Raw genomic sequence first — 11,824 nt, forward strand, 5'->3', positions numbered from 1 at the left:
GACCGGACACCGTGGCCTACCGCCCCTTCACGGGCCGGGCTGGCGGACTCGAGGCGTCGGCGTCAGTCCCGCAGGAGGGGGTAGTCGTCCAGGCGGGGAACGTGGCGGGCGCTGGTGAGGAAGAACCTCTGCGCCAGGCCCTTGAGCGCGGGGGTCGCCGAGAGCCGGTGCGTCGCCTGCACCACTCTGACGCCGAGCGCGGAGGAAGGGTGCAGGAGGCGAGCTCCGCCGGGAGGGAGGCCCTGGGCGCTGTCGGCGTAGCGCCGCAGCAGGGACTCGTAGCGGGCGAACGCCCGGGCCGGGTGATCGCCACCCGCGGCGCAGGTCCGGGCGAGTTCCCCCGCGAGCACGTGGGCGGCGACGAGGGAGAGGGTGGTCCCCATCCCCGTCGGGCCCGAACCCCACGCGGCGTCACCCAGCAGGGCGACCCTGCCCTTGCTCCAGGTCGAGACGACCACCTGTTCCATGCGTTGGGTGTAGAACTCCTCGGGCCGTGCGGTGAAACCCTCCAGGATCCGCCGGGTCTGCCAACCGGCCCCCCGGAACCGTTCGCGCAGGACCGCCAACTGCGACTCCAGCGGAAGTCCCTCGAACCCCGCGGGTTCGGACTCGAAGGACATGCTGGCCCGCATCGTGCCCACGTCGTCCGGTCGGATCGAGGCCACCCGCCCACCGGTCGCCGTGTACCAGTCCCACCAGTCGACGTCAGCGGGAACACGGTCCAGGGTTCCGTAGGTGATGCTCACACCGAAGTCGCGGTACTCGGTCTCCTGGGCGAAGAGCAGTCTGCGCGTGCGCGAACTGCGGCCCTCGGCGACCAGCAGCAGGTCGAAACGTTCCCGGGAGCCACTGTCGAACTCGACGTCGACCCCGTCCTCGTCCTGGCGTACCGCCGTGACGAAGTCGCCGTAGCGCAGGTCGACGTCCCGCACCACGAGGTCGACGAGGATCTCGGCGAACCTGCCGCGGAGGATCTCCAGTTCCGCCGTCGGTCCGTCACGGCCCTCCTCGCGCGGGAGGACCGCGTAGGGACGTCCGGTGTCGTCGACGTAACGCGTTCCCCGCTCCCCCGTGAGGTTCGCCTTCACGGTGGCTTCGAGGCCCATCCGCCGGACGACGTCGCGTCCCAGGCCGCGGACGTCGATGTTCTGACCCGTCTCGCGCTGTTGGGCAGACCGCTCCAGCAGGGTCACCTCGAACCCGGCCTGGCGCAGGCCCCAAGCGAGGGCGGGGCCGGCGATGCTGGCTCCGGTGATGAGGACCCGGGGCGTACGGGGACGTTTCGCGGTGTTCGTCATCGGTGGTTCCTCCGGGTGGTTCGGTGCGTGTGCGGGTGGTGGAGAACTCAGACGACGGGAAGAGCCACGGTGACGGCGGCGTCAGCAGCCTGGCTGCGGGCGGCGGTGATCATCACCGCGGCGATCTCGTGGAGGCGACGGCGAGACCGAGGACGCGCCGGACCGTCAGGCGGCATTAGCGCTCACCTGAAGTACCTCCATATTGGAGGTACTTGTTCTTGGAGTCAAGCGCTAGCCTGGGTCACCACCACGTCAGCAGCGAGAGGGATGTGATGAGCCAGCCACGCAGTGGATCCCGGCCGGTCCGATCCGTCCCCGACGCGCCGGTAGGCGCCCGGGACCAGATGCCGTTGGCGGACCAGGTCGTCGACGCCCTGCAGGTGTACACGGCCGACAACGCCGACGTGGTCCACCACCTGGCCCGCTGGCTGGGGGTCAGCACGGCTGACGCCGAGGCGTTCGGGCAGGTGGTCTACCACCAGGACCGCGGAACACCCCTCTCACCGACCGTCCTGGGCCGCCGCATCGGTCTGAGCACCGGCGCGACGACCGCGCTGCTCAACCGCCTCGAGACCGCGGGTCTGGTGGTCCGTTCCCGCGAGCACCGGGACCGGCGGGTCGTGACCCTGCGCGTGCCGCCGGACGTGAAGGACCAGGCCGTGGGGTTCTTCGCCCCCCTGGGCGAGCGGGTCGAGGCGATGATGCGACAGCACCCACCGGAACTCCTGCGACAACTCGTGACCGTTCTCGACGAACTCCACCTCGCGGTCTCGGAGGTCGTCGAGGGTTTCGAGACGTCGGAACTCACCGGGAGACACGCTCCCCGTCCTGCCCCACGTCGGTGACGACGGACTCACCGGCGCACGGGCCTACCCCGACGCGGCGCGCTGCGGGTGCTGCGGGTACGACCTGCCGATCGTCAGGCAGCTCCAGCGGGCCACACCTGCAGGAGCCAGGTCTCGGGCGAACCACCGGGGTTGGGCGGTGTGCTCCATCCGTCCACCGAGACGCGGATCCGCACGCGCTCGGCCGGCAACTCGATGTGCTCCAACTGCTCATCGACCTCGAGGAGCTCGCACCACGCCCTGGCCACCCGGCTGGGGTAGTTCCCCTCCAGCTCAGCCGACTTCTCCCATCCTCGTGGGGGTTCGGGAGCGGAGCGGTGCACCTCCACCGTCACCCCGACGGGACCGGCGTAGTGCCCCGAGATCAGGTAGACGCCTTCACCGCCCGTCCTCCCGGCGAAGTCGGACGGGTAGTCGTCGTAGCCCCAGCCCTCGGGCTCAGCGTCTTGGAGCACCCAGAGACCGCCGAGGGAGATCTGCACCACGCCCCGGTACGTCCGGAGGCGTCCGGGGGGTGACTCCACCGCTACCGCCACCAGTCGTCGTGGCCCGAGACCGGGAGCCGGCGCTTGTGCTCGGTGGCCCGGTACCGGGCCTCGATGGCCTCGGCGACCTCCTCGCTCACGGTGCCGCCCTCGAGGTAGGTGTCGATGTCGGCGTAGCGCAGACCGAGGTTCGCCTCGTCGGTCTGGCCGGGCTGGTCGTCGAGCAGATCGGCGGTCGGCGCCTTCTCGGACAACCGGACCGGCGCCCCGAGGTGCTCCAGGAGGGCCCGGCCCTGCCGCTTGCTCAACCCGGCGAGGGGGACGACGTCCGCACCGCCGTCGCCGTACTTGGTGAAGAACCCGGTCACCGCCTCGGCCGCGTGGTCGGTGCCGACGACGAGGAGGTTCTGCTCACCGGCGACGGCGTACTGCGCCACCATCCGCAGCCGCGCCTTGACGTTGCCCTTGACGAAGTCGCTCAACGGTTCCCCCGTGGCGGACTGCACGTCGCGGACGACACCGTCGACGCCGTGCCCGATGTTGATGGTGATCCCCTCGTCGGCAGCGATGAAGTGCAGGGCGAGCTGGGCGTCCTCCTCGTCCGCCTGGCTGCGGTACGGCATCCGCACCGTGACGAACCGGGCGGAGGCGCCCTCGGCCCGCACCGCCTCCACCGCGAGCTGGCACAGGCGCCCGGCCAGGGTCGAGTCCTGCCCCCCGCTGACCGCGAGCACGTAGCCGGCGGCACCGGTCGCCAGGAGGTAGTCGTGCAGGAACGCCACGCGCCGCGCGATCTCCGCGGCGGGGTCGACGGAGGGGACGACGCCGAGTTCCTCGGCGATGGTTCGCTGGTGTGGACGCACGGCAGGAGTATCCCGCGCGGGTCCTCCACCGTCAGGACACGGTCACCTCGCCCGGACGCAGGAGGCGGAACCGCCGTCGCGGTCCGGGGACGCCACCGCCGGGTCGTGCGACCCGGCCTCTCGTCCGATGACCATCAGCACCGCCGCGCTCGCGCAGCCGACGGCGGTGACGACGAGCACCACCTGGAACGGCAGGACCCCCACCAGCAGGGCCCCCACCGCGATCGAGGCCGTGGTCGGCACCGAGCTCACCATCTCGTAGCCCGTCGCCACCCGACCCATGACCGCGTTCGGGGTGCGGCGCTGCAGCGTCGTGGCCGCCCCCACCGCCAGCACCGGCAACCCCGCACCGACCAGGAGGAAGCCGGTGAGCACCACCGGCAAGGACGCGACCGCCCCGGCGCCCGCCCCGACCGCGACCAGCGCCATGCCCACGGCGACCAGCCGTGCCTCGTCGACCCTGGAGACGAGGAGGCTGACGGCCACCCCGCCGGCGATGGCCCCACCCCCCTGGACGCTGACCAGGACCCCGACGAACTCCGCGGGGCGGTGCAGACCGTCGTCGACGAGGGCGTAGACCGTCGCCTCGACCAGTCCGACGGAGCCGGAGAACACGAGCGTGGAGCGGGCCACGCGGCGCAGCGCCGTGGTCCGCCACAAGTGGACCAGACCGGCGAGGACCTCGCCACGTCCCGCGGTGGGGTCCCTCCGCTGCTCGCGGTGGCGCAGGCGCAGCAGCACGACCGCGGCCAGCACGAAGGCGGTGGCGTCCAGGGTCGCGACCCAGCGTCCGCCGGCAGCCGCGAAGAGGCCCGCGCCGACGAGGGGGCCCAGCAGGCGCAGTCCTTGCCGGACCGTGCTCAGGGCCCCGTTGGCCGGCCCGAGCAGTTCGGCGGGCAGCATCGACTGGACCAGGCCGGAGGTGGCGGCGTTCGTGACGATGCTCGCGATGCCGTACCAGGCCGCGACGGCGAACAGCAGCCACAGCTGCCGCCGGTCGTGGACCAGCCACAGCGAGGAGACCACGACGACGCCGACCAGGTTCACCCCCAGCAGCACGCTGCGACGGGGCAGCCGGTCGACCACCACCCCGGCGAGCGGCGCCAGGACTCCGGGGGCCGCCATCGCGAAGACCGTCAGGCCGGCGACGGCGCTGCTGCCGGTCAGGGTCTTGGCCCAGATGCCCAGGACCAGCAGCAGCGTCCAGTCCCCGAACATCGACAGGGTCTGCGCGGTGAGCAGCAACCGGAACTCGCGGTGCCGCGCGAGTTCACGCACCGGGCGTCGTCCCGGGACGGGGAAGCAGGTAGGTCAGGACGTCGACGAGTCGGGAGTCCTCGGGCACCACGCCGTCGAAGGTCCTGCGCTGCAACGGAACGATCAACGCCGTGATGGCCGCGGTCAGGTCGGCCAGCTCCTGCCGGGTCAGCCGCAACGTCCAGTCCGACGCGTCGGCGGCCTCGCGCCACGGGTCGGAGGCCCGTCGACCGGCCCAGCCGCGGATCCGGTCGAGGTTGCGCGCGTCCAGCACCGCACCGAGGGATTCGGCGGCGGCGCGTTCCGCGGGTGAGGTGCCCTCCACGATGTGGTTGCCGATGGGGGCCCACCGCCAGGGGCGGTTCCTGCCTTCTCCCCCGTCGGCTTCGACGACGAAACCGAACCGGGCCAGTTGGCGCAGGTGGTAGGAGCACGAGGCGGCGGAGTCGCCGAGCCGTTCGGCGCACTGGCTGGCGGTGAGGGGGCCGTCGGAGACGAGGAGGTCCAGCAGTTGCATGCGGCGTGGGTGAGCCAGGGCCTTGAGGTGTTCGGGGCGTCGCAGTTGCCGCAGCGGCAGGCCGCGTTCGTCGTCGATCTCGGGGTGGTCGTCGCGCGTCGGCACCATCAAAAGCTATCTTTCGAAAGATCCCTTTTCAAGAGGGTCGCGGTTCCGGTGCCGAGGGTCCCCCGAGCGGCGCATCGAGCCCCGCCACGTTCGTCCCGATGACTCCTGCATGTTCTCCTCCGTCCCTCCCGGCAGCCGCGTCGTCGGCTTCTCGCGCGAGGGCGGGTGGTGCCAGGCGCCCCTCTGCCGGCACGCCCTGCCGACCGGCGCCGCCCTGGTGGCGACGCCCACGGGCACCGTCCTGCACCTCGGTCCGGCCTGCGTGCGACGGGTGCTCGGAGTCCAGCTGACCCTCGACGACCTGCAGGCCATCGAGGCCCGCCGGCACGCGAGCTTCGTGATGGGGTTGGCCTTCGTGCACGCGGCCTTCGTCTCCGAGGACCACGCGCTGTGCGCCCGCATCGCCGCCACGCTGGACCTGCTCGCCCCCGCCACCATCGCCGAGCTCGTCGTGCTGGAGGCGGCCCGGGTGCGGCTGCAGAGCGTTCCCGCGCCGGTGCAGGTCCAGGTCGGCGACGAGGTCGAGGTCGCCTAGGGTCTGGCCGTGCCCCTGCCGATGAGCCACCCGCACCAGCGCTACAGCATCAGCGGCTACCAGGAGGACCCCGACGCCCCCGAGGACGCCCTCGAGGTCGCCTGGTCGTGCGACCTGCTGCGGTTCGGCCAGAGCTTCGGGCTGGTGAGCAACGACGGCGCCGGCGGGGCGAACCGCTACAGCTTCACCGACACCGCGCACGGCGAGGAGTTCTGCGCCGCGGCCGGGGAACTGCACCCGGCCGCCGCGCACCCGGAGGACCGGCTCGTCGCGGAACTCGTCACGATCCGGCAGATGAACTCCCTCGACCAGGTCGCCTACTGCCTCGACGACGACCGGTTCGAGGAACTCGGCGAGCACCGCGTCGCTGAGACCGGCCGGACCTTCGAGGAGGTCCGGACGTGGCTCGCCACCGAGTTCGCCGGGCGGGCGCCGCGCATCTGGGACCGGAACGCCTCGGCGATGGTCCCGGTCGCGCCCGCCCGGTGAACTGCTGCGGGGCTCAGGCCGCGGCGACCGTGGTGGCGGCGACGAGCCCACCCAGGACGACGGTGAGCTTCTCCACGACCTCGGCGTCGTCCTTGGGGTGGACGTCGGCGAAGCGGACGACCGAACCCGGGATCGCCATGGTGATCTCGGTGAGGACGTCGGCGCCGGCGATGCCGAACGCCTTGCGCGCGTCGTCCTGCGCCCACACACCGCCGAACTGACCGAACGCGGAACCGATGGCGACGAGCGGCTTGCCGGTCAGGGGGCTGGCGCCGTAGGGGCGCGACGCCCAGTCGATCGCGTTCTTCAGCACGGAGGGCACGGTGCCGTTGTGCTCGGGGGTGACGACCAGGACGGCGTCGGTGGCGGCGATCGCGGCGCGGAAGTCGGTGACGGTCTGCGGCACGCTGCCCTCGACGTCGATGTCCTCGTTGTAGAAGGGCAGGTCACCCAGGCCCTCGAAGATCGTCAGCTCGACACCCTCGGGCGCCAGCTGCACGGCGGTCTCGGCGATCTGACGGTTCGTGGAGGCGGCGCGCAGGCTGCCGACCAGCACCAGGACGTTGGTCATCGGGGATCTCCTCGCAAAGCGGGTGGGGAAGGGCGGACACGCCCGTTCCTGATGCGGACTGTAGTCCGTTTTTCCTGCCCTCTTCAAGCATCCGGGCGGGAAGGGCCTACGCTTCACCCGTGCGCCGCACAGTCAGCCTCCTGGGCTCCCCGCCGCCGCCGGAACGCGCCGACGCCTCCCGCAACCGGGAACTGCTGCTGTGCACCGCACGTCGCCTCGTCCGGGACGTCGGCGTCGCCGGCCTCAGCATGGACGCGCTCGCCGCCGAGGCCGGCCTCGGCAAGGGCACCGTGTTCCGCCGCTTCGGGTCCCGCGCCGGGCTCTTCGCCGCCCTGCTGGACGAGTACGAACGCGACTTCCAGGCCGCCTGCCTCAGCGGTCCACCCCCGCTGGGCCCCGGCGCGGAACCGGTCGCGCGACTGGTGGCCTTCGGCCACGAGCGCCTGCGGTTCCTGGCCGACCGCGGCTACCTGCTCCGCGAGGCCGACGCCCACCTGACCCGCGGGGCGAACGCCCCGGCCGCCTTCGCCCGACTGCACGTCCGGGTCCTGCTGCAGGCCGCCGGTGTCGGCGGTGACGTGGAGGTGCTGGCCTTCAACCTGCTCGCGGCGCTGGAGGCACCGCTGGACTTCCACGTCGAGCGGCAGCTCGGCGCCGTTCCACCGCTGTCCCCGCAGCGGCTCGCCGCCGGGTGGAGCGACCTCGTGGCCCGGGTCGTGGGACCGGCCCGCGCGTGAGTCCCCTCAGACCGTGCGCTGGTACAGCACGTGGTCCTGCCAGGAACCGTTGATCCGCAGGTAGCGCCGGGCCACCCCGATCCGTTCGAACCCGTTGCGCTGCAGCACGGCCTGCGAGGCGGAGTTCGACAGCAGCGTTCCCGCCTGCAACCGGTGCAGCCCCAGCCCCGCGGGCGCCTCGGCGAAGGCCGTGCGCAGCAGTTCGGCGACGGCCGCCGTGGCCACCCCGCGACCGTTGACCGCCTGCGCCACGAAGTAGCCGACGTCACCGGACTGGAGGGGGCCGCGGACGATGCCCGAGACGGTGAGGCGGCCCACGACCGCCCCCTCGTGCTCGATCACGCAGGGCACCACCCGACCGGCGGCGTGCTCCGCCAGCAACCGGGCCAGGACCTCGCGCTGACCCTGGGCGGTGAAGTACTCCGGTGCCCGCTCGGGTTCGAACGGGGCGAGGAAGTCCCAGTTCTCCCGCACCAGCGCGGCCAGGGTCGCGGCGTCCTCGAGCGCGACGAGGCGCAACCGGGTCCTCACGACAGGACGAACCAGACGGTCTTGCCGCTCGAGGCGTGCTCCACGCCCCACCGGTCGGAGAGGATGTCGACCAGCGCCACCCCACGACCTCCCTCGGCCTCCGGGGCCACGTCGCGACGCACCGGGGGGTGCGGGTTCCCGTCGGAGACCGCCACCTGCAGACCTGCGCCGTCGCCGCCGCCGCAGGAGACGCGGACCCGCACCGGCGGGCCACCGTGGCGCACCGCGTTCGTCACGAGTTCGGAGACGAGGAGCTGGGCCTCGTCGAGCACCCGCGCGTGGTGGCGCCCGCAGTAGGCCTCACTGAGGAACGTGCGGGCCCGACGCGCGGAGTGCTCGTCGTCGGGCAACGTGATCTCCGCAGCCGGGGTCGCCTCGCACACCCCGCCATCCAACCAGGTCAGGACGTGAGCAGCTGCACCAGTTCGGCCGCGGTGCGCGTCACCCCGGACCGCAGCGCGTCGACCTCGGCGTCGCGCACGTGCCCGGCGCTCAACTGCTCGGCCGGACGGGAGGCCCGGGCCGGGTCCAGGATGCGTTCGGAGAGTTCGAGTCCCAGCCGCACCGACGTCGCCAGCGGGGTCGCCCAGCCGGGGCGGTCCACCTGCGCCATCGCCTCGGAGAGCTCGTCCGGGAACGCCCAGGCCGCGAGCGCCTCGGCCGACACCCGGGTGTGGGTGGCGCCGTAGCGGCGGTTCTCGGCCTCCAGCAGGTCGTCGCGGTCCGCGGCACCGGCCACCAGCACCGGGTACTCCTCGGGGTCGCAGCGCACCAGCAGCGCCTGTCCGAGGCGGGCCAGCAGTCCGACGGAGAACGCGTCCGGGGCCTTCGCCCGCAGCCTCGGGGCGAACTCCGCGGCCGCCACGGCGGTGAGGACGCTGCGGTCCCAGAACCCCTCGAGGGCCGGGGGGACGTCGTCGAGGCCGGCCATGGCGGAGACCGCCAGGCTGCGCACGGTGGAGAAGCCGACGACGGTGACCGCGAACGCGGGGGCGGACACCGTGCCGGAGAGGCCGAAGTAGGCGGAGTTCGCCAGGCGCAGGACCTTCGCCACCAGCGCCGGGTCGTAGCTGAGCGTCCGCCCCAGCGACTTCGCGTCCGAGCGGTGGTCGTCGGCCTCGGCGATGATCTTGGCCGCGACGGGACGGTGCGAGGGCAGGTCGTCGAGGGCGGCGGAGATCCGGCCCAGGACCTCCACGGCACCGGGGACGAGGGTGGAGACCACCTCGGGGGAATGCGTCTCGTTCACGCCGTCACCTCCCGCGGTGCGGGCACGTGCGCCGGGGTCGGCGCGAGGGGGTGCGGGTGCAGCAGGCCACCGGCGCGCAGGACCTCGACGAGGGCCTCGCGGGTCAGCGGCCGCGAGTAGAGGAAACCCTGGACGGCCTCGCAGCCGAGGTCGCGGATGACCGCGTCCTGTTCCAGGGTCTCCACCCCCTCGGCCACGATCCCCAGGCCGAGGGTTCGCGCCAGCGAGACGACGGCGGCGGCGACGGCGCGGGCCGGTCCCCCGGCGACACCCTCGCCGACGCTGTGCAGGTCGCGGACGAAGGACCGGTCGACCTTGAGGTGGTCGACGGGCAGGTCCTTGAGGTAGGCCAGCGAGGAGTACCCGGTGCCGAAGTCGTCGATGGCGACGCGGGCTCCGTCGCGGCGCAGTTCCTCCAGCACCGTGCGGCAGGCGCGCAGGTCGCTGGCGAGCGAGGTCTCGGTGACCTCGAGGCAGATGTCGCGCAGGTGCAGGCCGGCCGCGGCGATCGTCTGCCGGACCCCGGCGGAGAAGCCCTCGGCCGCGAGGCTGACCGCCGACACGTTCACCGCGACGTAGGCCGGGGTGTGCGGCAGGTCGCCCGCGACGTGCGCGGCCCGCCACGAGGCGAGGTCGCGGCAGGCGAGCGCCAGGACGTGGGCGTCGAGCAGCGGTACGAGGTTCGCGCGTTCGGCGAGTTCGACGAACACGTCCGGCCGGATCGGTCCGAGTTCGGGGTGGGTCCAGCGGCAGAGGGCCTCGAGGCTGAGCAGTTCGGCGGGCGAGCCGGGGCGCACGATGGGCTGGTAGTGGACGTCGACGGTGCCGCGCGACAACGCTTCCCGCAGGTCGGCGACGAGGCGCAGGGCGCGTCGGGCGCGCTGGCGCACCTCGTCGTCGAGCAGGGTCCAGCGCCCTCCGCCGGCGGCCTTGGCCTCGTGGACGGCGATCCCGGCGTCGCGGACGACCTCCTCGGCGCTGCAGGTGAGGCCTTCGAGCAGGACGACGCCGATGCTGGCGACGAGCCGCAACCGCAACCCGTTGACCTCGACCGGGGCGAGGACGGCGTCGAGGACGCGACGTGCGGTGGCCTGCACGGCGTCGAGGTCGGTGAGGTCGGCGCAGACGAGCACGAACTCGTCGCCGCCGGGCCGGGCGACCATGTCGCCACCGCGGACGGTCCGGGCGAGTCGGCGCGCGATCTCCACGAGGACGGCGTCGCCGGCCTCCGGGCCGAGTCCGTCGTTGACCGTCTTGAAGTCGTCGAGGTCGACCATGAGGACACCCACGCCGCTCCCCGCCTGCGGGGCCCCGGCCTGCGGGGTCAGCAGGTCGGTGAGCCGCTCCAGCAGGGCGAGACGGTTCGGCAGTCCCGTCAGCAGGTCGTGCTGGGCCTGGTAGGCCAGCCGGTGCTCGCGGGCCAGGCGGTCCGTGACGTCCTCGACGGTGCCGATGAACCCGGCGCCGTAGCCGGGGGTGCGACTGGGGGCCAGTCGCACCGCGACCCAGCGGACCTGCCCGGCGGCGTTGCGCAGCCGGGTGTCGAGGGTGACGCGTTCGCCGGCGAGGACGCGGGCGACGGCCTCGACGACACCGCTGCGTTCGTCGTCGACGACGTGGGTGAGCCACGCGGTCCCGCAGAGTTCCTCGGCGGGCAGGCCGATGAGTTCGGCGAAGGCGTCGTTGACGCGGGAGAGGCGGGCCCCGACGTCGGAGACGATGGTCGGCACCGGGGAACTCTGCGCCAGGGTGGCGAAGCGCTCCTCCGCGGCGCGCAGCGCGGCCTGGGCCCGCTCGTCCTCGGGCAGCACGACGGCCAGCACCCAGAACCACTCGCGTCCCTCGCGTTCCGGGACGGGCCAGGCGACGACCTCGACGTGCCGGGACTCCCCGCCGGAGGTGAGGGCGTCGACGGTGCAGCGGATGCGGCGGTCCCGCGAGAGGTGTTCCCCCTCGGGGGACTCCTCGCGACGGCGGAGCAGCCGGGTGACGGCCCGGTCCACGAGGTGGTCCGAGGCCACCCCGAACAGGTCGGCGGCGGCGGTGTTCGCCCAGCGGACGCGGGCGATCTCCAGAGGGGCGGGGGCCTGGGGGCGGGAGACGACCAGGACGGGTTGGTCCGCGGCTGCCGCGAAGTGCAGCAGTGCGGCATCGACACCGGTGGTGGAGTCGTCGCTCCCCCCGGCGTGCTGGCTGCGCCACGCGTCGTTCAGCACTGGTTCCGTCCACGGTGGTTCCCGGCGGCACCTTCCGTGGGCCGCATCAGGGTGTTCATCGGCACGGAGCGCCACGAGTTGATCGTTCGGGGTGGTGGATGCGTTCACCTGCGCGGCACCTGG

The 11,824-nt window shown here is 73.0% G+C and carries 14 protein-coding genes; 4 read left to right on the plus strand and 10 right to left on the minus strand.

Annotated elements, in window-relative coordinates:
- Nucleotides 1-62: 62 nt before the first annotated feature.
- The gene (locus OG218_RS03845) at nt 63-1,298 is read right to left on the minus strand and encodes an FAD-dependent monooxygenase (RefSeq protein WP_328291876.1); all 1,236 of its coding nucleotides are present in this window, start codon (nt 1,296-1,298) and stop codon (nt 63-65) included.
- 272 nt (nt 1,299-1,570) lie between these two features.
- On the opposite strand from OG218_RS03845, the gene OG218_RS03850 reads away from it, so the two are divergent.
- Nucleotides 1,571-2,143 carry a MarR family winged helix-turn-helix transcriptional regulator gene (locus tag OG218_RS03850; protein WP_328291877.1) on the plus strand — a complete coding sequence of 191 codons (573 nt, stop codon included), beginning with the start codon at nt 1,571-1,573 and terminating at the stop codon, nt 2,141-2,143.
- Nucleotides 2,144-2,217: 74 nt separating this feature from the next.
- Here the strand turns inward: OG218_RS03850 and OG218_RS03855 are convergent, their stop codons facing one another.
- Genes OG218_RS03855 through OG218_RS03870 form a run of 4 tightly spaced genes read right to left on the minus strand, consistent with a single transcriptional unit; the run spans nt 2,218 to nt 5,370 of the window.
- The gene (locus OG218_RS03855) at nt 2,218-2,628 is read right to left on the minus strand and encodes a hypothetical protein (RefSeq protein ID WP_328291878.1); all 411 of its coding nucleotides are present in this window, start codon (nt 2,626-2,628) and stop codon (nt 2,218-2,220) included.
- A gap of 41 nt (nt 2,629-2,669) precedes the next feature.
- Nucleotides 2,670-3,491, minus strand: a complete 822-nt coding sequence (gene nadE, locus OG218_RS03860) for an ammonia-dependent NAD(+) synthetase (RefSeq protein ID WP_328291879.1) — start codon at nt 3,489-3,491, stop codon at nt 2,670-2,672.
- 42 nt (nt 3,492-3,533) lie between these two features.
- Complete coding sequence (locus tag OG218_RS03865; protein WP_328291880.1) at nt 3,534-4,769, minus strand: MFS transporter; 1,236 nt, start codon at nt 4,767-4,769, stop codon at nt 3,534-3,536.
- Complete coding sequence (locus OG218_RS03870; RefSeq protein WP_328291881.1) at nt 4,762-5,370, minus strand: winged helix-turn-helix domain-containing protein; 609 nt, start codon at nt 5,368-5,370, stop codon at nt 4,762-4,764. The genes OG218_RS03865 and OG218_RS03870 overlap by 8 nt, the downstream gene beginning before the upstream one ends.
- Before the next feature lie 112 nt (nt 5,371-5,482).
- Between OG218_RS03870 and OG218_RS03875 the strand changes: the two genes are divergently transcribed.
- Nucleotides 5,483-5,908 carry a hypothetical protein gene (locus OG218_RS03875; RefSeq protein ID WP_328291882.1) on the plus strand — a complete coding sequence of 142 codons (426 nt, stop codon included), beginning with the start codon at nt 5,483-5,485 and terminating at the stop codon, nt 5,906-5,908.
- A gap of 9 nt (nt 5,909-5,917) precedes the next feature.
- Nucleotides 5,918-6,397, plus strand: a complete 480-nt coding sequence (locus OG218_RS03880; protein ID WP_328291883.1) for a hypothetical protein — start codon at nt 5,918-5,920, stop codon at nt 6,395-6,397.
- A 13-nt stretch (nt 6,398-6,410) separates the two neighbouring features.
- Here OG218_RS03880 and OG218_RS03885 read toward each other — a convergent pair whose 3' ends face one another.
- Complete coding sequence (locus OG218_RS03885) at nt 6,411-6,968, minus strand: NAD(P)H-dependent oxidoreductase (protein WP_328291884.1); 558 nt, start codon at nt 6,966-6,968, stop codon at nt 6,411-6,413.
- Nucleotides 6,969-7,087: 119 nt separating this feature from the next.
- On the opposite strand from OG218_RS03885, the gene OG218_RS03890 reads away from it, so the two are divergent.
- On the plus strand, nt 7,088-7,705 hold the full coding sequence (locus OG218_RS03890) for a TetR/AcrR family transcriptional regulator (protein WP_328291885.1): 618 nt from the start codon (nt 7,088-7,090) through the stop codon (nt 7,703-7,705).
- Between the two features lie 6 nt (nt 7,706-7,711).
- Here the strand turns inward: OG218_RS03890 and OG218_RS03895 are convergent, their stop codons facing one another.
- Genes OG218_RS03895 through OG218_RS03910 form a run of 4 tightly spaced genes read right to left on the minus strand, consistent with a single transcriptional unit; the run spans nt 7,712 to nt 11,701 of the window.
- On the minus strand, nt 7,712-8,236 hold the full coding sequence (locus tag OG218_RS03895) for a GNAT family N-acetyltransferase (protein WP_328291886.1): 525 nt from the start codon (nt 8,234-8,236) through the stop codon (nt 7,712-7,714).
- Nucleotides 8,233-8,619, minus strand: a complete 387-nt coding sequence (locus OG218_RS03900; protein ID WP_328291887.1) for an ATP-binding protein — start codon at nt 8,617-8,619, stop codon at nt 8,233-8,235. Before OG218_RS03900 ends, OG218_RS03895 begins: the two co-directional genes overlap by 4 nt.
- A 17-nt stretch (nt 8,620-8,636) precedes the next feature.
- A complete protein-coding gene (locus OG218_RS03905) occupies nt 8,637-9,485 on the minus strand; it encodes an HDOD domain-containing protein (protein ID WP_328291888.1) in 849 nt (282 codons plus the stop codon).
- Nucleotides 9,482-11,701 (minus strand): putative bifunctional diguanylate cyclase/phosphodiesterase, encoded by a 2,220-nt coding sequence (locus OG218_RS03910; protein ID WP_328291889.1) that lies wholly within the window; start codon nt 11,699-11,701, stop codon nt 9,482-9,484. The genes OG218_RS03905 and OG218_RS03910 overlap by 4 nt, the downstream gene beginning before the upstream one ends.
- Nucleotides 11,702-11,824 lie beyond the last annotated feature (123 nt).

Source organism: Kineococcus sp. NBC_00420, from assembly GCF_036021035.1.
In the GTDB taxonomy this organism is placed as follows: domain Bacteria; phylum Actinomycetota; class Actinomycetes; order Actinomycetales; family Kineococcaceae; genus Kineococcus.

Coding starts and splice junctions, on each gene's coding strand:
- OG218_RS03875 (WP_328291882.1), top strand. CDS start 5,483: ATGTTCTCCTCCGTCCCTCCCGGCAGCCGCGTCGTCGGCTTCTCGCGC.
- OG218_RS03850 (WP_328291877.1), top strand. CDS start 1,571: ATGAGCCAGCCACGCAGTGGATCCCGGCCGGTCCGATCCGTCCCCGAC.
- OG218_RS03885 (WP_328291884.1), bottom strand. CDS start 6,968: ATGACCAACGTCCTGGTGCTGGTCGGCAGCCTGCGCGCCGCCTCCACG.
- OG218_RS03845 (WP_328291876.1), bottom strand. CDS start 1,298: ATGACGAACACCGCGAAACGTCCCCGTACGCCCCGGGTCCTCATCACC.